15 protein-coding genes are annotated in these 23,472 nt (G+C 63.7%); 10 read left to right on the top strand and 5 right to left on the bottom strand.

Features of this window, described 5'->3' with window-relative positions; translation table 11 throughout:
• Positions 1-273: 273 nt before the first annotated feature.
• The 6 genes from M5C56_RS20545 to M5C56_RS20520 all read left to right on the top strand — a co-directional run bounded on the left by M5C56_RS20545 (position 274) and on the right by M5C56_RS20520 (position 13,505).
• On the top strand, positions 274-2,430 hold the full coding sequence (locus M5C56_RS20545) for a hypothetical protein (RefSeq protein ID WP_247263284.1): 2,157 nt from the start codon (positions 274-276) through the stop codon (positions 2,428-2,430).
• A gap of 328 nt (positions 2,431-2,758) precedes the next feature.
• The gene (locus M5C56_RS20540; RefSeq protein ID WP_103497101.1) at positions 2,759-7,753 is read left to right on the top strand and encodes a DUF6543 domain-containing protein; all 4,995 of its coding nucleotides are present in this window, start codon (positions 2,759-2,761) and stop codon (positions 7,751-7,753) included.
• A gap of 163 nt (positions 7,754-7,916) precedes the next feature.
• Positions 7,917-9,080, top strand: a complete 1,164-nt coding sequence (locus M5C56_RS20535) for an isovaleryl-CoA dehydrogenase (RefSeq protein ID WP_103497102.1) — start codon at positions 7,917-7,919, stop codon at positions 9,078-9,080.
• Positions 9,081-9,091: 11 nt separating this feature from the next.
• Positions 9,092-10,699, top strand: coding sequence for a carboxyl transferase domain-containing protein (locus M5C56_RS20530; protein WP_103497103.1), 1,608 nt, complete (start codon positions 9,092-9,094; stop codon positions 10,697-10,699).
• Positions 10,700-10,743: 44 nt separating this feature from the next.
• The gene (locus tag M5C56_RS20525) at positions 10,744-11,559 is read left to right on the top strand and encodes a gamma-carboxygeranoyl-CoA hydratase (RefSeq protein ID WP_103497105.1); all 816 of its coding nucleotides are present in this window, start codon (positions 10,744-10,746) and stop codon (positions 11,557-11,559) included.
• Positions 11,559-13,505: an acetyl/propionyl/methylcrotonyl-CoA carboxylase subunit alpha gene (locus M5C56_RS20520; RefSeq protein ID WP_103497104.1), complete on the top strand. Its 1,947-nt coding sequence runs from the start codon at positions 11,559-11,561 to the stop codon at positions 13,503-13,505. Before M5C56_RS20525 ends, M5C56_RS20520 begins: the two co-directional genes overlap by 1 nt.
• Positions 13,506-13,641: 136 nt before the next feature.
• Here M5C56_RS20520 and M5C56_RS20515 read toward each other — a convergent pair whose 3' ends face one another.
• A complete protein-coding gene (locus tag M5C56_RS20515) occupies positions 13,642-14,292 on the bottom strand; it encodes a LexA family transcriptional regulator (RefSeq protein WP_103499590.1) in 651 nt (216 codons plus the stop codon).
• Positions 14,293-14,421: 129 nt separating this feature from the next.
• Between M5C56_RS20515 and M5C56_RS20510 the strand changes: the two genes are divergently transcribed.
• Positions 14,422-14,784: a DUF3077 domain-containing protein gene (locus M5C56_RS20510; RefSeq protein ID WP_103499591.1), complete on the top strand. Its 363-nt coding sequence runs from the start codon at positions 14,422-14,424 to the stop codon at positions 14,782-14,784.
• Positions 14,785-15,153: 369 nt separating this feature from the next.
• Positions 15,154-16,299, top strand: coding sequence for a M14-type cytosolic carboxypeptidase (locus M5C56_RS20505; protein WP_103499592.1), 1,146 nt, complete (start codon positions 15,154-15,156; stop codon positions 16,297-16,299).
• 52 nt (positions 16,300-16,351) lie between these two features.
• On the opposite strand, the gene M5C56_RS20500 is transcribed toward M5C56_RS20505, so the two are convergent.
• Positions 16,352-17,272 (bottom strand): LysR family transcriptional regulator, encoded by a 921-nt coding sequence (locus tag M5C56_RS20500; RefSeq protein ID WP_103499593.1) that lies wholly within the window; start codon positions 17,270-17,272, stop codon positions 16,352-16,354.
• A gap of 141 nt (positions 17,273-17,413) precedes the next feature.
• Here M5C56_RS20500 and M5C56_RS20495 point away from each other — a divergent pair, with 141 nt between their 5' ends.
• Both M5C56_RS20495 and M5C56_RS20490 read left to right on the top strand, forming a co-directional pair.
• Positions 17,414-17,854 carry a DoxX family protein gene (locus M5C56_RS20495; protein ID WP_103499594.1) on the top strand — a complete coding sequence of 147 codons (441 nt, stop codon included), beginning with the start codon at positions 17,414-17,416 and terminating at the stop codon, positions 17,852-17,854.
• Between the two features lie 102 nt (positions 17,855-17,956).
• Positions 17,957-19,108, top strand: coding sequence for an MFS transporter (locus M5C56_RS20490; protein WP_103499595.1), 1,152 nt, complete (start codon positions 17,957-17,959; stop codon positions 19,106-19,108).
• Between the two features lie 123 nt (positions 19,109-19,231).
• Here M5C56_RS20490 and M5C56_RS20485 read toward each other — a convergent pair whose 3' ends face one another.
• From M5C56_RS20485 to M5C56_RS20475, 3 genes are all read right to left on the bottom strand, one after another.
• The gene (locus M5C56_RS20485; RefSeq protein ID WP_248766932.1) at positions 19,232-21,679 is read right to left on the bottom strand and encodes a TonB-dependent receptor; all 2,448 of its coding nucleotides are present in this window, start codon (positions 21,677-21,679) and stop codon (positions 19,232-19,234) included.
• Between the two features lie 97 nt (positions 21,680-21,776).
• Positions 21,777-22,748 carry a FecR family protein gene (locus tag M5C56_RS20480; protein ID WP_103499597.1) on the bottom strand — a complete coding sequence of 324 codons (972 nt, stop codon included), beginning with the start codon at positions 22,746-22,748 and terminating at the stop codon, positions 21,777-21,779.
• 130 nt (positions 22,749-22,878) lie between these two features.
• The gene (locus M5C56_RS20475; protein ID WP_103499598.1) at positions 22,879-23,379 is read right to left on the bottom strand and encodes a sigma-70 family RNA polymerase sigma factor; all 501 of its coding nucleotides are present in this window, start codon (positions 23,377-23,379) and stop codon (positions 22,879-22,881) included.
• Positions 23,380-23,472: the final 93 nt, after the last annotated feature.

Genomic DNA, 23,472 nt, shown 5'->3' with positions numbered 1-23,472 from the left:
AAAACAACAACAGACCGCCCCTCAATAATAAGAAAAGAGCATACAACAACACATTCAAGGGGAGCTTCGGCTCCCCTTCGTGTTCCTGCCTTCCTGTCATTCGCTGACAAATCCCCCCCTTGTACCTATCTATGTACCGCATCCGCCGAATTCATGGAGCGGATACTGAACCTGCCTACGCGGTCATCCGCCTGCGCGATCGCCCCGTATCAATACCCGACTGATGACAGATCCTGAACAGGATGCTTATTTCTTTAATTGGCAGGTATCACCATGTCTCCAAGAACCCCGGTCAAACCCACATCGTCCACCATCAAGGTACCTGTGCCCAAGACGCCGGACCTTCCCGAATCCTTGCGCCCATCACTTCCCACGGGGCCACATGCCAGCGGCCTGCGCCCACACCACCCGGACAACCCGGCGGTTTCCGGCGGTCAGGCGCCCGCCCTTGGTCGACCGGCAATCAACACGCCAACGGAGCAGAACCTGCAACTGACGGATCTTCCGGGTCAGGCCAGGACCGTCCCCCTCGCCTCACTGGAGAGCTACCGGGTCAGCACGAGCGGAGCATTGCCGCCGCCCGACCCGCAGGGCCTGCGGATCATCAAGAACCGTCACTATGTCGATCTCGATAGCGGTGGCACGGTCATGGTCGCGTACGACACGCAACTCGAGACCTACCGGGCAAAACGTTCCAATGAACTGCTGCCGTCCGGCCCCGCGCTTTATCGGATAGGTAACGGCAGCACCTGGGGAACGGAGCCCATGGCAGCGTCCGTCGATCAGGCCACAGCCAGCCCGCCACCGCGCAAACGGCCACGCCTGGTTGACGAGCCGGCGGCCGAGTCCAAGCCATCGGCAGAATATAGCCGTGCGGCCGACACACCGCGGGCGTCCGCTGTCGTCGTGGCCAAATTCAGCTATTCCGGCCAGCCCCCCTACACCCGTCTCGCGGGCCCTGACAGCCAGGGTTACTACCGTCTGAAAAAGTTTGATGCCGATAACACCGAAGACAGCGTGTACGCATTCAGCAAGGACGACGACAACTGGGTGCTGGTTGACCCGCCAGAGGGGCGAATGGACGCCAAGGGTCAGTCGCTTGCCGCCGAACGACTGCCCGCCTGGACCGACCACGAGATCTGGGAACACTACGGGCTTCACGGCAACGACATAACGCGTTTCCGCTCCGAGGTCGAAACCTCCGGCCAAAAGCCGCAATGGGCCAATGCCGGCCAGGCAGGCAAGACCGGGGAGCAATTGATCCGGGCGCTGAAATGGGCCCATCCCGACAAGAGCGCGGAAGAACGCGGGCAGATCCTGCGAGGATACAACCTGCTTCCCAGCATGCTGCCTCGCCTGCAACAGGCACTCCAGGAACACGCCAGAGTCCCTGACTGGGCACAGACGCACAAACTTCAGTCGCAGAGCGAAACCGATCCACGGCGCTTTGACTTGCTGGAACAGGAAGTGCTGCCGCACATCCGCAATATCCGCAACTTTGAACCGCACTCGCTCGACCCGGATTTCGACGCCTACTACACCCGGCCATTCCTCGAGGCATTCCTGCTCAAGATCGGCTACCGGAAAAACATCCATGGCTGCCTGTACCGCACGGATATCCCCGCCATGTTCAGGACGGAAGATCGCACGCCGTTCGAGCTGGCCAGGGATGGCTGCATGCTCGCCCGTGAAAACCACCCACCGGGCTCGACCACGAAAAAAGCCCTGAGCGCCACCTTCAGCCTGAGCGACGCGAAAAACTACAGCGTCGGTGGCGGGCCGGGTATCGGCCAACTGCGTTACAACAGGCAAACCAACAAATATCCCGGCAGACGCCCCGAGTCGGAGAGCGGCAGCGACGCCGACAGCGAGGGCAGCGCCGATGAGAGCTCGTCGAATGCCAGCCAGGCCGCTTCGTCATCAGCCTCGGGCAGCACCCACCAACCGAGTGAAGCGGCATCGAACGGGTCGGGCTCGGGCGCGCCGATTTCCCTCGACAGCGAACGCGGCTATACCACCTACAGGCACCGGCAGATCACCAGCTTCATCTACATGATCGATACCCGCAACGTCGAGGTCGTGCCGGGGCAGGAAAATCGCTTTTTCAACCGTGATCCGCAGAGAAGCAACTTCTTTCCTTATGACGATATCGAAGGGCATATTTCAGTCTCCGACCGAGGCGTCAGTGCCGAGCGGATCTGGCTGGTCAACTCCAGCCTGACCCGTGCCGCCAGTGTCCGCGCAATCCATCAGGCCGCGGGACACACCGCCGCCGACATCGAGAGTGCAACCTGGAGCGGGGTCGACAACAGCGCGGTCTACGATCGCTTGATCGACCAGGTGGCCGAGGCCGGCGGGACTGTGCTGAATTGGCCCGCCGACGGAAAGATCTTTGCCGATGACGTGACCTGGCCAGTCTCAAGCAGCTGATTTCCCCTGCCGGGCGGATAACCCTGCCTGTCAGGAGCAGGCAGGAAACAGGATATTAAAAACACCCGTGCCCCGCAGGAGCAGAGCTTGCTCGCGAAGAGGCCAAAGGCCTCGTCGGAACGCCGCCCGGCCCCAGTTCTGCGCCTGCAAGGCCGCTGAACATCGCTCTCGACGTCAGCACGAGACGCTAGCCAAAAGGCGATAACCGACTATTTTACAGGTACGAATTATTGATATTAACCAACTGATTTAACTCAACTTTTTCAACTTTTAAGTGCAGGCGTTCGGCATAAGCTGAAAGCCTCATTCACGGAAAAAGTTGATCTTCATGAGTACCGAGCAACGCCCACTTGCCGCCTCCGCCAGCCAGGCGCGATCGACCAGGAACCATCGCCTGATCCTCAAGCGGCTGCCCTCCTGGCTGACCCAGGCGTCCCTCGAACGACGCCAGGCATTCGCCACGCGCCTCAGGCAGAGCCAGATATCCAAAACCGCACTGGCACGCCATCTACACGGTTTCAAAAGCGCCAAGGACTTTGCCGCGCCGCTGCTCTCCCGGGCCTTGGACGAGTACTATGGCCCGGGCCTGGACATTCACCACGACCAACTCCGGCATGTGCATATCCTCGCCGCCGCCACCCTCGGCGAACCGCGTCGGGAGAACATTGTCGTGCAGAGCCTGCTGCAAGCCGCCCTGCAGAACTTTGAAAGCAGCGAAACCGGCCCTTTCGGTTTCGACCACGGCTCGGCCATCCAGCGTAGAAGTACCGCGGTCCTGAAAAAGCCCATCACGCCCCCGGACTTCGCCGCCGTCTGTCGCCGGCTGGATCTGGGCGGCCAGTACAAGAGGTACATCGAGCATTTTCTCCTGCGTACCGCGCGCAACCACCCAAGCCCACTCTACAAGACCCTCTTCGAACACCAGGAGCGCGACGAACTGGCGGTGCAGGCGGAGATTGCCCTGATCAAGGGCAACCTGGATCAATCGGCCTACCAGATGCTGCACAGCCTGCTCGACACGACGCAAAAAACCCGTTGGGACAACCGTCCCGTGCACTGCTACTCCCTGACCCTGCTCGACTTTCCGAACGTCTACAGCGGCGCCTGGGGCGCGTTGCTCAAGGGCGTGCTGCTGATCGAGCACGACGCCCTCCCAAGCACCGGCGACCGCCCCTGCGTGGTCTACCTGTCGGGTGATCCGCTCCAGGCCGTCAAGCGCTATCCGTCCTTCAACGCCTTCCACAATGAACTCAGGGAACGGCTGCGGGATAAAATCTATCAGGCGTTCTTCAAGCGCTATGTTCACCTGCGCACCCAACCGGCACTCTTGCGTGCCCTCGAGGATTGCCTGAACCCCCTCGACCCCGTCAGCGGGCAGCGCAAGCCGGCCCCGCAAGCCAGCCTGCATCTGGAGAAAGGCTCGCTGGGCGACAATCCTTTCAGCGAGTTCTGCGTTCTGCAAACGGTCAAGAAGCTCGACGACGCCCGGATCAGCGCGGTGCCCACGGACGACGAGGACAAGAAGACCCGCACCGCGCGCCTGCGTTCGTTGCTGAACTGGGGGGTCAATCTGCTGTTCCTGGTGCCCGGGCTCGGCGAGGCAATGCTCGCGGTCGCCGCCGCGCAACTGATCGTGCAGCTCTACAACGGCATCGAGGAATGGAGCCATGAAGAGAAAATGCAGGCAGTGCTCGGCTTTATGGGCGTGCTGCTGAACGTCGAGCTGCTCGGGCTGGGGGCCGTGATGACCCTGGATTTCGAAGGTTCGACGTTTATCGAAGGGCTCAAGCCGATCAACACCGCCCAAGGCGAACAGGCACTCTGGAAACCCGACCTGACCCCTTATGAACACCCACTGCCCGACACGCCGGAGCTGCAGCCCGATGGCGCGGGGCTCTATCACCATCAGGACAAGACCTTCCTGGGTCTTGACGGCCGCCATTACCGGATCAAGCCCGGCACAAGCCCCAACCGCTTCCGCCTGCAACACCCGAACAACCCCGACGCCTACGCCCCGCTGATCCATCACAACGGCAAGGGCGCCTGGCGCCATGAATTCGAGCAACCCTTGCAGTGGCGGCAACCGCAGCTGTTTTCCCGACTGGGGCCGGATGCGGCCAGCCTGGACCCGGCGTCGGCGGAAAAAATCATGCAGTTGAGCGGGGTCGACGACGATGCCCTGCGCCTGCTGCACCTGGACCAGGAACCGCCCCCGGCCCTGCTCGAAGACAGCGTGACCCGCTTCAAGCTCGACCGCGACCTCAAGCGCCTGGTGCAACGCCTGCAAAGCGGTGGCGCGGCCAACAGCTCAATCGACGAACTGCACATGGAACTGCAATTGCTCACCAGCGAACCGGTCTGGCCACCCTCGAAAGTGTTGCGCTTGCTGGACCGCCACGGCGTGCCGCTGAAGGAATACCCCTCCGGCCAGGCGCAAACCTTGCGGCGCATCGACCTGCGCTGGCCCGGGCTCGACGCCAACCAACTGCTGCGCAAGGTCCTGGAAAACCTCGACGAGGCCGAGATCCGCAGTTTGCTGGGCGAAGATTTCGGCACCGGTCCCATCAGCCTGGATGCCCGTGCCGTGGCCCTCCGGCGCAAGCTCGCGACCCAGGCCGGCAACCGCCGGGCGGCGCTGTTCGATTCACACTATCGCTATCGCACCCAGAGCAACGACCCCGCCGTTGCGGTGATCCGCAAAGAGTTTCCCAGCCTGTCGACGCCGATCGCGGAGCAATTGTCCAGAAACGCCAGTCCGGCCGAACAGCGGGTTCTGCTCAACGCCAGGCGTGTGCCGTTGCGCCTGGCCGAAGAGGCCCGCGCTTACAGCCACAAGCTGCGCCTGGCGCGCGCCCGGGAAGGACTGTATCTCGAGGCGACGAGCAACCCCGATACCGACAAGCTGATCCTCAACCAGATCGGCAAGCTGCCGGGCTGGTCGGATCAGGTTCGTCTGGAAGTACGCGAGCCCTACTTCAGCGGGCCCTTGCTCGACAGCCTCGGCGCGGAACAGGCACCGATTCGCAAGGTTCTGGTTAAACAGGCCGACCAGTATGAAGCCCATGATGCGCTGGGCCAGGAGCTGCACGGCCCGGACAATCTGTACAGCAGTGTCCTGCACGCCCTGCCCGACACCGAGCGCAAGGCCCTGGGCTTTCCCGGCCCCCATGAGGCCGCCGGCCTGAAGCAGACCGTGCTCGATCAGCCGTTGCCGCCGCGCAAGGAGATGGAAAAACTCCTCGGCCTGCCCCCCACCAAACCCAACGAAACGCCGCCGAGGCGCCTGGCCGCCCGCCGGCCCGGCCCGTCTGCCGCCGGGCCCGAGGCGGCAGAAAGAATCGTGGAGGCCCGCTCCCCGGCCTTCACCGAGCTTGCGCAACGTCTTTACCCCACCCATGACTGGCGCAATGTGGAGGCCTTTCTCGACCTGCGCGGCCTGAACGAAGGCGCGGCGGTGCAACGCCTCGAGGCACTGGAGAGCGAATACAACACCTTGTCCACGGAGCTCGAAACCTGGGTCAGTACACCGCCGGATCCCCAGATAGGCGTGACGGTCAGGCACTATATTGCCCGGGCGATCAGGCAATGCTGGCGCCGGGAACCCTTCCTGGGCAGCGCCCCGGAAGGCTATCAGATCAACTTCTCACTTTACGACTCGACTGCCCGGCTGCCGACGCTGTCGGCCAACTTCAGCCATGTCACCGAACTGTTCATGAGCGGGACCCACCCGGACATCACCCGGGGACTGAACCGTTTCCTCGAGGGTTTCCCCCAGTTGAAGCGCCTGTATATCGGCGGCGGCGTCCTGACCGAGATTCCCCCCGCGTTGGGTTCGATGAGCGGACTGGTCCACCTCAACCTGAGTGGCAACCGTATCGTCCTGACCGAGGAAACGACCAACCTCCTCGAAGGGCTGACCCACCTGAGGGAACTGAACCTTTCCAGCAACCCGACCCTTGGCCGTTCGCCGGATTTCAGAGCGATGCTCGAACTGGAGCGTATCGACCTGCGCAACACCGGACTCACCCAATGGCCGACCGGCTACCAGGAACTGCCGGCATTGACCCATCTGGACCTGAGTTCAAATCACCTGACCACGATCCCCAGCGCCGTCCTGGACACCAGCGAAGAAGGGCAACGCATCGCCAGGGCCATCAACCTCTACCACAACCCCATCGCAAGGGACTTTCTCGATGACGCCGTGGACTACCACACGGAAACCGGGATCGACCTGGGGCTGGATATGCCGGTCGATTCGGATTCGGAAGCCAGCGTGAGCGGCGACGACTCGCCGGCCCATAGTCCGTATGGCCCGCGAGGGCCCGTCTCACGGGATGAGAGTGCCTGGTTGCAAGGGCTCGACAGCCAGGCGCAGGAGGCCTTTCGCGACACCTGGCTGCGCCTGGCCGGCGAGGAACCGGTCGATGAGTCCGAAGCGTTTTTCCGGGTGATCGGCGATCTGCGTGAATCAGCCGACTATGCCGACAGCGCCACTCGCCCAGGACTCATGGACAAGGTCCGGCGCATGGTCAGCGCCGCGGTCGATGACACCGCGCTGCGGGAGAAACTCTTCGCCAAGGCCAACGCACCGCAATCGGACGCCTGTGCCGACGGCATCACCGTGGCCTTCAGCGACATGGGCCTCGACGTGTTGCTGCATGAAGCCTACACCGAACCGGACGCCCGCAAGATCGAGTTGAAACTGCTGCAACTGGCCAAGGGAAAATCGCGCCTGGATCGCGTCAACGCCCAGGCCCGGGACCTGATCGGCAAACGCCGGGCCGAGGGTCGACGTCCCGATGAAGCGGAAGTCTACCTGGCCTTTCGCATCGGCCTGGGGGATCGGCTGGAACTGCCCTGGCAGGCCTCGAAGATGAATTACAACCAGATTTCCGGGGTCACCCCGGCCCAGGTGGATGCCGCTTACCTGGCCATCCTCGAGCAGGAGCAGCAGCCGCTGGATGGGGTCAGGCAGATCCTCGGGCAGGAGTTCTGGAAGGACTACATGGAGGTCCAGTATCTGCAGGAGCTCAGCGCGAAAGAGGCGCTGCGCGAGGCCAAGAGCGATGCCCTTCTGGACCTGCAATCGGCACAGGAACGCTGGTTCAACAATGGAAACCTGCCCGAGGAAGAAAAGACCCGGCTGCAAGCGGTTATAAAAGCCTCGGCCGGCACCCTGGGCAAGTCCGAGCAGGAAGTGTTTGCCCGGCCCATGACCGACGCCGAATACCAGGCCCTCTACGAAGCCATCGGACGTGAACACAGCGACGAGATGGAGCGCCTGACCTTGGAGGCGTTGCGCGAGCACGGACTGGCGAGCTGAACCCAACGAGGCTCCGGCCCTGAGCCAGGCCGAAACAGGTGGCGAACGGGCTGCTGCGTCGAAAATGTCCGATTGACAGTCAGCCCTATCGCCTTTACGTTAACGTAAAGGTGAACAATCACTCACACCCACGCCTTGCTCAACCCATAACAACAGGTGCCCCATGAGCTATCCGACCCTGAACTTCGCCCTCGGTGAAACCCTCGACATGCTTCGCGACCAGGTGCGGACCTTCGTCGCCCGGGAGCTGGCGCCGCGGGCCGCGCAAATCGACGTGGACAACCTGTTCCCCGCCGATATGTGGCGCAAGTTCGGCGACATGGGCCTGCTCGGCATCACTGTTCCGGAAGAGTACGGCGGCGCCGGCCTGGGTTACCTGGCCCATGTGCTGGTAATGGAAGAGGTCAGTCGCGGCTCGGCCTCGGTCGCCCTCTCCTACGGCGCCCACTCCAACCTCTGCGTCAACCAGATCAACCGCAACGGTAATCACGAACAGAAAACCAAATACCTGCCCAAACTGATCAGCGGCGAGCATGTCGGCGCCCTGGCCATGAGCGAACCCAATGCCGGCTCCGACGTGGTCTCGATGAAATTGCGCGCCGACAAACGCGGCGACCGCTACGTGCTCAACGGCAGCAAGACCTGGATCACCAACGGCCCCGACGCCAACACCTACGTGATCTATGCCAAGACCGAGCCGGAAAAGGGCGCCCACGGCATCACCGCGTTTATCGTCGAGCGTGACTGGAAGGGCTTCAGCCGCAGCAACAAGTTCGACAAGCTCGGCATGCGTGGCTCCAACACCTGCGAGCTGTTCTTCGATGACGTCGAAGTGCCGGAAGAGAATATCCTCGGCGTGCTCAACGGTGGCGTGAAGGTGCTGATGAGCGGCCTCGACTACGAGCGCGTGGTGCTCTCCGGCGGCCCGACCGGGATCATGCAGGCCTGCATGGACCTGGTGGTGCCCTATATCCACGACCGCAAGCAGTTCGGCCAGAGCATCGGCGAGTTCCAGCTGATCCAGGGCAAGGTCGCCGACATGTACACCCAGCTCAATGCCAGCCGCGCCTACCTGTATGCGGTGGCCCAGGCCTGCGAACGCGGCGAGACCACCCGCAAGGACGCCGCCGGGGTGATCCTCTACAGCGCCGAGCGCGCGACCCAGATGGCCCTCGATGCGATCCAGATTCTCGGCGGCAACGGCTATATCAACGAATTCCCCGCCGGACGCCTGCTGCGCGACGCCAAGCTGTATGAAATCGGCGCCGGCACCAGCGAGATCCGTCGCATGCTGATCGGCCGCGAACTGTTCAACGAAACCCGCTGAGGGGCGCGCACATGGCAATCCTGCACACGCAACTCAATCCGCGTTCGGCCGAGTTCGCCGGCAACCGCGCGGCGATGCTCGAACAGGTCGTCGCCCTGCGCACCCTGCTGGCCCAGGTCCAGCAAGGCGGCGGGCCGAAGGCCCAGGAACGGCACACTTCGCGGGGCAAACTGCTGCCCCGGGAGCGGATCAACCGCCTGCTCGATCCCGGTTCACCGTTCCTGGAAATCAGCCAGTTGGCGGCGTATGAGGTCTATGGCGAAGACGTCCCGGCCGCCGGGGTGATTGCCGGGATCGGCCGCGTCGAAGGCGTCGAATGCATGATCGTGGCCAACGATGCCACGGTCAAAGGCGGTTCCTACTACCCCCTCACGGTGAAAAAACACCTGCGGGCACAGACCATCGCCCAGCAGAATCGCCTGCCGTGCATCTACCTGGTGGACTCCGGCGGCGCCAACCTGCCGCGCCAGGACGAAGTGTTCCCGGACCGCGAGCACTTCGGGCGGATCTTCTTCAACCAGGCCAATATGAGCGCCCAGGGCATCCCGCAGATCGCCGTGGTCATGGGCTCCTGCACCGCCGGCGGGGCCTATGTGCCGGCGATGGCCGACGAAGCGATCATGGTCCGCCAGCAGGCGACCATCTTTCTCGCCGGTCCCCCGCTGGTGAAAGCCGCCACCGGTGAAGTGGTCAGCGCCGAGGACCTGGGCGGTGCCGATGTGCACTGCAAGATCTCCGGCGTGGCCGACCATTACGCAGAAAACGATGAACACGCCCTGGCCCTGGCCCGGCGCAGCATCGCCAATCTCAACTGGCGCAAGCTCGGCGAGTTGCAGCAACGCACGCCGATCGCGCCGCTGTATGGCAGCGACGAGCTGTATGGCGTGGTGTCGGCGGATGCCAAGCAACCGTTCGACGTGCGCGAGGTCATTGCCCGGCTGGTAGACGGCTCGGTATTCGATGAGTTCAAGGCGCTGTTCGGCACCACCCTGGTCTGCGGCTTTGCCCACCTGCACGGTTACCCCATCGCGATCCTGGCGAACAACGGCATCCTCTTCGCCGAAGCCGCGCAGAAAGGCGCGCACTTTATCGAACTGGCCTGCCAGCGCGGCACCCCGCTGCTGTTCCTGCAGAACATCACCGGTTTCATGGTCGGCCAGAAGTACGAGGCCGGCGGCATTGCCAAGCACGGCGCCAAATTGGTCACCGCCGTGGCCTGCGCCAAGGTACCGAAATTCACCGTGATCATCGGCGGCAGTTTCGGCGCCGGCAACTACGGCATGTGCGGGCGCGCCTACGACCCGCGCTTCCTGTGGATGTGGCCGAACGCGCGGATCGGCGTGATGGGCGCCGAACAGGCCGCCGGGGTGCTGGTGCAGGTCAAGCGCGAGCAGCACGAGCGCAATGGTGAAAGCTTCACGGCGCAACAGGAAGCCGAGATCAAGCAGCCGATCCTCGACCAGTACGAACACCAGGGGCACCCGTATTACTCCAGTGCCCGGCTGTGGGACGACGGCGTCATCGACCCGGCCCAGACCCGCGAAATCCTCGGCCTGGCACTCTCGGCCGCCCTCAACGCGCCGATCGAACCGAGCCGCTTCGGCGTGTTCCGGATGTGACCATGAGGCCCTATCGCCGCCCCTCTTTCAGCGGAGCCCGCACCGTGACCGACTTCAACACCCTCGAACTGCAGCTCGACCCCCGGGGCTTTGCCACCTTGTGGCTGAGCCGCGAAGACAAGAACAACGCCTTCAACGCCGAGATGATCCGCGAGTTGATCCTTGCCCTGGAGATGGTCCAGGCCAACGCCGCCCTGCGTTTCCTGGTGCTGCGCGGCCGTGGCCGGCACTTCAGCGCCGGCGCCGACCTGGCCTGGATGCAGCAATCGGCCCAGCTCGACTACGCCACCAACCTCGACGATGCCCGCGAACTGGCCGAACTGATGTACAACCTGGCCAAGCTGAAAATCCCTACCCTGGCGGTGGTCCAGGGCGCGGCCTATGGCGGCGCCCTTGGCCTGATCGGCGCCTGTGACATGGCCATCGGCGCCGACGATGCGCAGTTCTGCCTCTCGGAAGCGCGCATCGGCCTGGCCCCGGCGGTGATCAGCCCGTTCGTGGTCCAGGCCATCGGCGAGCGTGCCGCCCGCCGCTACGCCCTGACCGCTGAACGTTTCAGCGGCCTGCGGGCTCGCGAGCTGGGCCTGCTGTCGGAAACCTGCCCGGTCGGCGAGCTGGATCAGCAAGTCGCGGCCTGGGTCGACAACCTGCTGCTCAACAGTCCGCAGGCCATGCGCGTGAGCAAGGAACTGCTGCGGGAAATCGGCAGCGGCGAACTCAGCCCGGCGCGGCGGCGTTATTGCGAAAACGCCATTGCCCGTATCCGCGTCAGCGCCGAAGGCCAGGAAGGCCTGCGGGCCTTTCTGCAAAAACGCCCGCCGAGCTGGCAGGCCGAGTCCACCGCCAAGGAGCCGCGCTGATGAGCACGCCCGTGATCACTTCCATCCTGGTGGCCAATCGCGGCGAAATCGCCTGCCGGGTCATGCGCACCGCCAAGGCCCTGGGCCTGACCACGGTCGCCGTGCACAGCGCCATCGACCGTGATGCCCGGCATAGCCGCGAAGCCGATATCCGCGTCGACCTGGGGGGCAGCAAGGCCGCCGAAAGTTACCTGCAGATCGACAAACTCATCGCCGCCGCCCAGGCCAGCGGCGCCCAGGCGATTCACCCCGGTTACGGTTTTCTCTCGGAAAATGCCGGCTTTGCCCGGGCCATTGAGGCCGCCGGCCTGGTGTTCCTCGGCCCGCCCGCCAGCGCCATCGATGCCATGGGCAGCAAGTCAGCGGCCAAGGCGCTGATGGAAACTGCCGGCGTACCGCTGGTGCCGGGTTATCACGGCGCGGCCCAGGACCTGGAAACCTTCCGCGCCGCCGCCGAGCGCATCGGCTACCCGGTGCTGCTCAAGGCCACCGCCGGCGGCGGCGGCAAGGGCATGAAAGTGGTCGAGGACGTCAGCCAGTTGGCCGAAGCCCTGGCCTCGGCCCAGCGTGAAGCGCAGTCGTCCTTCGGCGATTCGCGGATGCTGGTGGAGAAATACCTGCTCAAGCCGCGCCATGTCGAGATCCAGGTGTTCGCCGACCAGCATGGCCACTGCCTGTACCTCAACGAACGCGACTGCTCGATCCAGCGCCGCCACCAGAAGGTCGTCGAGGAAGCCCCGGCGCCGGGCCTGAGTCCACAACTGCGCCAGGCCATGGGCGAGGCGGCGGTGCGCGCGGCCCAGGCCATCGGTTATGTCGGTGCCGGCACCGTGGAGTTCCTGCTGGACGCCCGTGGCGATTTCTTCTTTATGGAAATGAATACCCGCCTGCAGGTCGAGCACCCGGTCACCGAAGCCATTACCGGCCTCGACCTGGTGGCCTGGCAGATTCGCGTGGCTTGCGGTGAAGTGCTGCCGATCACCCAGGAACAGGTGCCGTTGCATGGCCATGCCATCGAAGTGCGCCTGTACGCCGAAGACCCGGGCAATGACTTCCTGCCGGCCACCGGGCGCCTGGAGCTTTATCGCGAGTCGGCGCCAGGGCCGGGACGTCGGGTCGACAGCGGCGTGGCCGAGGGCGACAGCGTCTCGCCGTTCTACGATCCGATGCTCGGCAAGCTGATCGCCTGGGGCGAGACCCGCGAACAGGCGCGCCTGCGCTTGCTGGCGATGCTCGACGAATTCGTGATCGGCGGGCTGAAAACCAACCTCGGTTTCCTCCGGCGGATCGTTGCCCATCCGGCGTTTGCCGAGGCGGAGCTGGATACCGGCTTTATTCCCCGTTATCAGGAAGATCTGCTGCCGCAACCGGGCGCGCGTACCGATGAATTCTGGCAGGCGGCCGCCCAGGCCTTTATGCAGAGCCAGGCCCCTGGCGTACGGGCGGACGACCCGGCCTCACCTTGGGCCCAGGGCAACGGTTTTCGCAGCGGGATGCCGGCGCAAAGCGTGGTGCACCTGAGCTGCGAGGGTGAGGACCGCGCCGTCAGCCTGGCGCCGGACACCCGGCTTGAACTGCACGATGAGTACCTGTCGACGGAGCATGCCGGCGTTCGCCGTCGACATCGAGTGATCAGCGGTGCCGACGGGCTCTATCTGCATTGGCAGGGCGAGTGCCACAAGATCACCCGCTTCGACCCGATTGCCGCCGTCGACAGCGGCCACGGCCACCAGGGCGACCTGAGCGCGCCGATGAACGGCAGCATCGTGCGGGTGCTGGTGGAAGTCGGGCAAAGCGTCGAGGCCGGGACCCAGTTGGTGGTGCTGGAAGCGATGAAGATGGAACACAGTATCCGCGCGCCCCAGGCGGGCGTGATCAAGGCGCTGTATTGCCAGGAAGGTGAAATGGTCAGCGAAGGCAGTGCGCTGGTGGAGTTGCAGGAATAGCCGACGCCACTCTCACGGACGCCACGAACCTTGTAGGAGCAGGGCTTGCCCGCGAAGCTTTTGGCGGCCTCAAGGGCCCCTTCGCGGCGGTGCGGCGATCCGACAAGCCCTGCTCCTACAAGTCCGTGGCCAGCCCTCAGAACTTCGCGGTCGCCTGCACCACCACGCCGATCACGCAACAATCCTCGCCAACCGGGATCTTCGGCCAGGTCGGGTTCAATGGCTTGAGGTAGGGTTGCCCGCCCTCCTCCATCCACTGGCGGAAAATCGCTTCCTCACCCTCCCGCAGACGGGCAACCACCAGGCTGCCGGCCTTGACCTCCCGATCCGGGTCCACCAGTACCATCATGCCCTCGGGCACGCTGGTGCCGGACGGAGCCGTCATCGCATCCCCCACCACCTGCAACCAGAACGCCGCCGGGGCGTAATGATCGGTCACCTCGTAACGCCCGGCGTACTCGCCCTTCGCCGAGTCCTGCAGCGTGGCAACCACCTGCCAGTCGCTGACCGGGTAACGAAACGCCGAAGTGATGTCGTAGACCTGCTCGTCCCGCTCCTCGGGGGCCTGGGCCGCCACCGCGCGGTCGCGAACCAGCAGGACCACCTCCAGGTGCCCGAGCCCGAGCGCCTGGAGGACCTTGTTCATCATCACGAGATCAGGCTTGCGCCTTTTGTTCAGCCAATGACCGACACCGCCCTGGGTGATGTCCAGGCGTTCGCCAAGTTTTTCCTGCGAAAGACGAAGCTCTTCGAGCTTGGCCTTCACCAACGCTATCCATTTATCCATGGACGGAACAATACGGACAGTACTTCAGCGCTCAATACACAAAATGTATTGTTTGTGACAAGCAATGCAATACCAATAGTACTAATCTTGGAGAGTTGATTTGAACTTCCTCTGAAAGGCAGGCCCCTCATGACTTCCATCACGACAGAAAGCCCTCGAACCGACTCGAAAAGCCCCCTCGCATCCCTCAAGGATCGCGCCGCCGCCCAACGTGCACTCGACTATTATTTGAAACCAGCTGTTTCAACGGCCGCCTGCGCGGCGAACACCAGCGATGACCCCCTCCACCAGAAGCTCTTTGCCGTACGCGACGACCTGGATATCGAGGACGCCATGATCCAGGCCTCGGACCTGCTGCGCTGCGCGGCGGCGGCCGCCTACGAAGCCGCGAACAGCGCGAACCGCGACCTGGGTTGTTCGGTGGTGTACATGATCGACATGGCCAAGGCCCTGGTGGACCGCGTCGTGCAGATACAAACCCGCACGACGTGAGTCCGCCATAGCCAGGGGATAACCGACTTTGGGGAAGGAATGGGAAAAATAATATCCGCGAAGAACGGGAAAAGACTTGATCTTCAAATGATAATGATTATTATTGCTACAAGCTGATCGCGAGATCGGTCGATAACCCGGAGACCTTAGGTCGGACTCCTGGATTATCTCCTCATCAGGCTAATCACGGTTTTTGACCCGGCTTTTTGCCGGGTCTTTTTTGCATCCGCTTTATTCACGGGCTTGGCTTCAGGCTGATGAAGACAGGTGCGCTGCCTTCTGGGTGGGCAGTCATGACCTCGCGCCTCGGCTAATACGCCATCGAGGTGTAGAGTAGCCACCACAAAAAGCCTTTTCAGGTACTCACCCGTGGTTCTATCTCCTCTCAAAATCAGCAGCGACTTCGACAGCGGCAATATCCAGGCACTGGACACCAGCAACCCGCACCACCTGCTCCTGGCCATCGAGCCGGATACCCGCAGCCAGCACTTCCAGTGGTTCCATTTCAAGGTTGAAGGCCTGCGCGCGGGCGAGACCTACACCTTCGAACTGAGCAATGCCAGCCAGTCCTCCTACAACAAGGCCTGGACCGGCTACCGCGCCGTCGCCTCCTACGATCACCAGAACTGGTTCCGCGTCGACACCCGTTTCGACGGCGAAAGCCTGCATATCAGCCTGGTGGCCGAACAGGAGCAGGCCTGGTTCGCCTACTTCGAACCCTACAGCCGCGAACGCCATGACTGGCTGATCGAGCAGGCCCTGACCCACGCCGGCACCGAGCTGCTGGCCGTCGGCAAAAGTGTCGAAGGCCGGGATATCCAGCTGTTGCGCAAGGGCAACGGTGCCGAGGGCCGGCGAAAGGTCTGGATCATCGCCCAGCAGCATCCGGGCGAGCACATGGCCGAATGGTTCATGGAAGGCGTGATCGAGCGCCTGCAACAGGAGGACGATGCCGAGTTACGCGACCTGCTGACCCGCGCCGACCTTTACCTGGTGCCCAATATGAACCCGGACGGGGCCTTCCACGGGCATCTGCGCACCAACGCCATGGGCCAGGACCTGAACCGTGCCTGGCAGAACGCCAGCCAGGAAATCAGCCCCGAAGTCCTGTTCGTCCAGCAGCAGATGGCCAAGCATGGCGTCGATCTGTTCGTGGATGTCCATGGCGACGAGACCATCCCCTATATCTTCACCGCCGCCTGCGAAGGCAACCCCGGCTACACACCGCGTATCGCCCAGTTGGAAAGCCGCTTTCGCAGTCATCTGAGCGCACTCACGGCGGATTTCCAGACCACCCACGGCTACACCCGCAGCCTGCCCGGCCAGGCCAATATGACCCTGGCCTGCAACAGCGTCGGCCAGCGCTACGACTGCCTGTCGCTGACCCTGGAAATGCCCTTCAAGGACAACGACGACGCCCCGGACCTGCACGCCGGCTGGTCCGGCCAGCGCTCGAAGCAGTTGGCCAAGGACTTGCTCAGCAGCGTCGCGGATATCGTCGAACACCTGCGCTGAAGCGGCACGGTGGTGCAAGGGCCCGCGCCATTGCACCCCGCGCCGAAGCCTCTCAGCCGGCCGCGCAGGCGGGTGGAGCCTCCACTTGCGCCACCAGCCGGGCAATCAACCAGGACGCCGCCGGACCTGGCGGCGTGTCGGTTCGATAAATCGCATCAAGCCCATAAGGGCCGCCGCGCATATCCGGCAGGTCCAGGCTGACCAGGCGCCCACTGGCCAGGTCCTCGGCCACCATCGGCGCGGGCATGTTGCCCCAGCCGACCCCTTCGCGCAGCAGCATCAACTTCGAGCCCAGGTCCGCCAGGCGCCAGGTGCGGGTGCCGAGCACGCCGAACTCCTGGTTGCGGGTCAGGCTCGAACGGTCCGAGAGCACCAATTGCACATGCTCACGGCCAGCCCCGGGCAGGTTCATGCCCTGGGCCAGCGGATGACTGGGCGAGGCCACTGAAATCAGCTGGACACTGCCCACCCCGACCCGCTCCAGCCCCGCCATGCCGCGACTGAAAAAACCACTGACACCGACACTCGCGCGCCCCTCCAGCACCAGTTGCGCCACCGCCCCCAGGGCCTCCACGTGCAGGTGCAGGAGCACCGTGGGGAATTGCGCGCGAAAGCCCTTGAGCACATCCACCAGGCGCGCCGCCGGCAGCATCACATCGACCACCAGGTGAATTTCGGCTTCCAGCCCCTGCAGCAGCCCCTTGACCTTGGCCCGCAAGCCATCGATGCCACTGTAGATGGTCCGCGCCTCGGTCAGCACCGTACGGCCGGCGTCGGTCAACTGCGGCTTGCGCGTGGTGGTACGATCAAACAACTGCACCCCCAGTTGCAGTTCCAGGTTGGCGATGGTGTAGCTGATCACCGAAGTGGCGCGACTGAGCTTGCGCGCGGCCGCGGCAAAACTGCCGGTTTCGACCACGGTCAGCAGCACCCGCAGTTGGTCGAGGGTCGGTGTGCCGGGATTGGGAATCATGGGGTGGGCTCCTGGAGGCGTTCGATATTTTCGAACCTAATCCTCGAAATTATTCGGCTATTGCGTACGTTAGCGCGATGGCAGACTGCACACCACTCCGACGCACCATGGTGGTCGCGTCGCTCTCATAGGTACAAGTCCATGTCCAACACCGCCAATGCCAACTCCGCACTCCACAGTCAATCCGACAGCGCCAGCGCTTCGGCTGCCATCGCCCTCGCCGGACGCGTCCTGCTGGCCGCGATCTTCCTGCTCTCGGGCTTCTCGAAGATCGCCAACCCGGCCGGTATGATCGGCTACATCGAATCGGTGGGCCTGCCCCTGCCACAGCTGGCGCTGATCGCGGCGATCGTCGTCGAAGTCGGCGGCAGCCTGCTGTTGATCCTCGGTTACCGCACCCGCGCGGTCGCCCTGGTCATGGCACTGTTCACCGTGGTCACCGCCCTGGCGTTCCACAATCACCTGGGCGACCAGAACCAGTTCATCCACTTCTTCAAGAACATCGCCATGGCCGGTGGCCTGTTGCAGGTGGTCGCTTTCGGTGGCGGTCGCCTGAGCCTGGATGCTCGTCGCAAAGCCTGACCGGGCGGTTATAAAACCGGTCCTTGGCCTCGCCGCGCCGGACACGATGTGCAAGGATGTTCCCTTGCACAGCGTTGTCTGCCGGCCCGCCAAGGATTTTTCATGACTGCCCTCACCGCCCACGCCCCGGTCAAACCGGGACGCCTGGAACAGATGTCGACCCGTATCGCCTTCTTTATCGCCGGTTTCGGCGTCGCAGCCTGGGCACCGCTGGTGCCTTACGCCAAGGCCCGCGCCGGGCTCGATGAGGGCACCCTGGGGCTGTTGCTGTTGTGCCTCGGGGTCGGCTCGATCATCGCCATGCCAGTGGCCGGTGCCCTGGCCTCACGCTTCGGTTGCCGACGGGTGCTGAGCGTCGGCACTTTGCTGATCTGCCTCGCGCTGCCGCTATTGGCCACGGTCAGTTCGATTCCCTGGCTGGTGGCCAGCCTGTTTCTGTTCGGCGCCGGGCTCGGCGCGGTGGACTCCACCGTCAACCTGCAAGCGGTGATCGTCGAGCGCGCCAGCGGCAAGACCATGATGTCGGGCTTTCACGGGCTGTTCAGCCTCGGCGGGATCTCCGGCGCCGCCGGGGTCAGCGCGCTGCTGGGCCTGGGGCTGTCGCCCCTGGGGGCGATTGGCGTGGTGATCGTGTTTCTGCTGGCGGCGCTGTACAAGGCCGCCCCGCACCTGTTGCCCTATGGCAGTGAAAGCTCGGGACCGGCCTTTGCCGTGCCCCATGGCGTGGTGTTGTTTATCGGCCTGCTGTGCTTTGTGGTGTTCCTCGCCGAAGGTGCGATGCTCGACTGGAGCGCGGTGTTTCTCAGCGCCGAGCGCCAGGTCGCGGACGCCTATGCGGGCCTCGGCTACGCGGCCTTTGCCCTGACCATGACGGTCGGACGGCTGACCGGCGATGCCATCGTCCGGCGTCTGGGGGCGAAAAAAGTGATTGTCTTCGGCGGGCTGACCGCCGCGGCCGGCCTGGCCCTGGCCACGCTGGTGCCGGCCTGGGAAGCCGCGTTGATCGGTTATGCGCTGGTGGGCGCCGGGTGCTCGAATATCGTGCCGGTGCTGTACACCGCCGTGGGCAAGCAGAAGGTCATGGCGGAAAACATCGCCGTGCCGGCGATTACCACCCTGGGGTATGCGGGGATTCTGGCGGGACCGGCGGCGATCGGTTTTATCGCCCATGCCAGTTCGTTGAACCTGGCCTTTATGGTGATCGCGATGATGCTGGTGGGAGTGGCGATCAGCGGGCGAATCCTGCGCACCTGAAATGACACAACCTTCGTAGGAGCCGGCTTGCTGGCGATCCAGGCGACGCGGTATGACAGGACACCGCGTCGATTCCATCGCCAGCAAGCCGGCTCCTGCAGGATGGGGTCAGCCGTCAGTCGATCAGAACCCTACACTGGCCTGCACAAAGAAGGTCCGTGGCTCACCCACGTAGATCCCCGCATTGTTGTCGCTCGACCGGGTGAAGTACTGCTGGTCGAAGACGTTACGCACCCCCGCCCCCAGTTTCAGGTTCGACAGCTGCGCGCCGAAGTCATAGGCACCGCGCAGATCCCAGGTCATGTAGCCGGGAATATTGCCGTACTGGCCGTCAGCGGTCGGCGTGGTGATGTAGTTGCCGTTGAAGCTGCCGTCGGCGTTGCTCCCGGTCCCCGGCGCGCGCTGGGAAGACTGGGCGAAACCGTCGAGGTTGTAGGTCCAGCGATTGACCGCATAACGCAAACCGACATTCAGCACCTCCCGCGAGTACAGCGGCAGGTCACGGCCCTTGAAGCCCGGGATATCGCCCTGGGAGGTCGCCTTGGTGTAGGTCAGGCCGACATTCGCGGTCAGGCCCTCGAGCGCCGGGTTGAGGTCCGCCAGGTTGTAATGCGCGGAGGTTTCAAGACCCCGGTGAGCGGTGGCGCCCAGGTTGGTCCAGCCCACATCGTTGCTGACGTATTGCAGCTCATCGGAGAAGTCGATGTAGAACAACGTCATCTCTGCGCCCCAGGTGCCGTTGTCATAGCGCGTGCCCAGTTCGTAGGTCTTGGCCTTTTCCGGTTGCAGGCCATTGGCCGTGCTGTTGCCATTGCCACCCTGGGCAATCTGGAAATATTGCAGGCTGCCGAAGGAGGTTTCGTAGTTGGCGAAGACTTTCCAGGCATCGGAGAGGTGGTACATCACGCTCAGGGCCGGCAGCGGCTCGTTGCTGTCGACGCTGCGGAACTTCTCCTGGACCGGCACGTAGTTGGTCCCCGGCACGGCCCGATCATGCCAGTTGCTGCTGATGCGCTCGAAGCGGATACCCGGGGTGATGGTCCATTTACCGATATCGATCTTGTCATCGAGGTAGAAGGCATTGGCCTCGGTGCCGCCGGTGCGGTCCTGGTAGATATGCCCGTCGGAGGTCGGCGTCAGGGTCGGCACGCCGTTGACCAGGGCCACGCGGCTGGTGGCCTCATGCATGCCTTCCTTCAGGTAGCGGTAGCCGACGCTGACTTCCTGGGTGGTCGGGCCCAGGTCGAAGACGTGGGACGCCCGTGGCTCGATGCCAAAGGTGTAGTAGCTGCGCGGGTAGGCGCTGAGGGTCTGGAGGTCGCGGGCGGCGATATTGCTGCCACGGAAACTGTCGGTGTAGTAGGTCAGCACTTCGACCTGGGTCTGGTCATCCACCTGCCGTTTGTACTTGAAGGAGATATCCTTGCGCCGGCCGGTGAAGTTGTCGTAGTTGCGCACCGACTGGTAAGGATTGGCGTCGTACTGCTTCTGGGTCAGGCCGCCGGGCATGTCCGCATTGGCATCGTAGTAATGCAGGTTGAGGGAGAAGTCGTCCTGGTCGGTAGGCGCCCAGTGGGTCTTGAGCAGGACATCGTTGATGTCGTTGCCGTTGTTGCTTTCCCGATAACCCTCGCCCTTCACGCCGGAATACAACAGCGCCGCGCCAAAACCGTTGTCCGCGGTGCCGCCGAGGAACGCCGTGTCGAGGTGCTTGACGCCACCGTAGCGCGAAGTTTCCAGGGTGCTGCCGATCTCGCCGGAAAACTTCTCGGGGATCGCCCGGGTCACGAAGTTGATCACGCCGCCGACGTTCTGCGGTCCATAACGCACGGAACCGGCACCGCGTACCACGTCGATGCTGTCCAGGTTGCCGACCGACACCGGGGCCATCGACAACTGGGGCTGGCCGTACGGGGCGAACGCCGCCGGCACGCCGTCGATCAGCACGGTGGAACGTGGCGACAGACGGGACGTCAGGCCGCGCACGCCGACGTTGAGGGAAATATCGCTACCGCCGGTGCCGTTGTTTTCCTGCACCTGCACGCCGGGCACGGTACGCAGGGCGTCCTTCACGTTCATCGCGCCCTGCTCGACCATCGCCTGGCGACGGATCACGGTCCGCGCCCCCGGATAGTTCTGCACAATCGCCTGGTCGGCGTCGCCGAGCCAGTCACCCACCACCTTGACATCCAGCGGCGCCAGTTCCAGGGCACCGGCGGTGGCCGGCGCGGCGGCACGCAAGGTCACCGAGCCGTCCTTGAGGTCATAGTCCAGGCCGCTGCCGCGCAGCAGCACGTTCAGGGCTTCTTCCGGCGACAGCTTGCCGTCGACCGCCGGGGCAAGCTTGCCGGCCACCAGTTGCGGGCTGAAAAACACTTGCAGGGAGGTTTGCTGTCCCAACTGACTCAAGGCCGACGCCAGGGGCTGGGCCTGGATATGGATGGCCGCGTCCCCCTGAGCCGCCTGGCTCAGGGGGGCAACGGCACTGATCGCCAGGGCCAGGGCAAAGACCGGGGAACTGGGCAGTGCGTTGCGGATCGCCTGGTAAAGCGCGTTGGGTGTGTTGTTCACGTCTGACCTTGTCCTGTAGTTCGCCATTGCATGCGATTGTTAATGCAAACCAGTTGCAGTTGGACAAGAAGACGAAGAACTCGAAAAAAACCTGAATCTATTTTGCAATTATTTCCTGGGCACCGTCGGCACGGGTCCTGACGGCCACTGGCAGGATGCTCGGCAAGGCCCTGAGCAGGGCCTCGGTATCGTTGAGCTTGAACACGCAGGTCAAGCGCAGATTGCCCACCGCCGGAGAAGCGACACCCAGGGGCTTGTCCCGGTAACGCGAGACTTCCTGCACCACATCGCTGAGGCGGGCATTGTTGAAGACCAGCTTGCCGCTGCGCCAGGCGGTGAGTTCGTCGGCGTTCACCGCTTCCGCCGCGGCCACCCGGCCCTGCTCATCGACCCGGGTGCCCTGGCCCGCCGTGAGGTTGACGAAATCCCCATCCGCCGCGTCGCGACCCTGGACCTTCACCGTGCCCGCCTCGACCACCACCCGGGTCTGCGCCGGATCGCGGCGCACATCAAAGCGCGTGCCAGTGACCGTGACCTTGCCGACCCCGGCCCGGACCACGAACGGGCGACTGCTGTCATGCTCGACACTGAACATCGCCTCGCCCTGCTCCAACTCGACCTCACGGCGGTCGCGCTGGTAATGCACGCGGACCCGGCTGCGGCTGTTCAGGTCGATAATCGAACCGTCGGGCAAGGCCACGTGTCGACGCTCACCAAGCACGCTGGCAAAGGTCGCGTCATAGGGCGCCGGATGATTCAGGCCGCTGAACAGCCCCAAGGCCAAGGCCACCGCGACCACCCCGGCGGCCACCGCATAACGCAGCAGCGGCCGGCGCTTGAGCCGCGCTGGAGGCTCGTCGCAGAGCGCCTGCAAACGCGCCTGGGGCACCAGGTCGGTGGCGCTCCAGAGTCCCTGGAGCAAGTCGAACTCATCCTGATGCAACGGATGCTCATGGCGCCAGGCGTCGAATTCGGCCTGTTGCCCGGCGCTCAACGGCGCCTCCCGGACCCGCACGAACCAGGTGGCGGCCTCATCGCGAACCGTGGCGCTATCACGATTCTCCATCATGCAAAATCCTTGTAGGAGCGAGCTTGCTCGCGATAAACGTCAACGATAACGCGGAGCCTCTGACTGACCGCAGTGCCCTGGAGATCATCGCGAGCAAGCTCGCTCCTACGGGTAGAAACGCACGGGAGCCTCATTGATCCGCTCCATCCAGGCGCTCGCGCAGATGCCGCAGGGTGCGAATCATATACTTCTCCACCATATTCTTGGACAGCCCGAGGCGCTCGGCGATCTCCGCCTGGGTCAGGCCCTCGATCTTCTGCCAGACAAAGGCCTTGCGACAATTGACGGGCAACTCGCCCAGGGCCCGCTCGATGGAGTCGGCAAGCTGGATGGCGTGCATGAAATGCTCCGGGTCGCCGGTGGGCGGTGCGCTGTGGTCAATCGCTTCCAGCTCCAGGGCCCCACGCCGGTCTTCGCGACGATAGGTATCCACCGCGATATTGCGCGCGGTCTGGTGCAGATAGGCCCGTGGTTGCTCGACGCCGGCGGCCTGGCTTTCCAGTACCCGCACAAAGGTATCGTGGGCCAGGTCCTCGGCTTGCTGACGGTTTCTCAGCCGACGGGTCCAGGTGCCGATCAACTCCTCGTAATGCTCGAAAAAACCGGGTCTGCGGAGTGGCGGGAGATTCATGGCGACAGGCTATGAAGGCGGAGTTCAAATAGTAATGCTTCCTATTAATAGCTGCAATTCATTCCAGTGCTCACCTGTCCCCTGGTTACGGCG

The sequence above is a fragment of the Pseudomonas sp. MWU13-2862 genome (assembly GCF_023242495.1).
In the GTDB taxonomy this organism is placed as follows: Bacteria; Pseudomonadota; Gammaproteobacteria; order Pseudomonadales; family Pseudomonadaceae; genus Aquipseudomonas; species Aquipseudomonas gingeri_D.
This window is presented reverse-complemented; position numbering and strand designations above follow the sequence as displayed.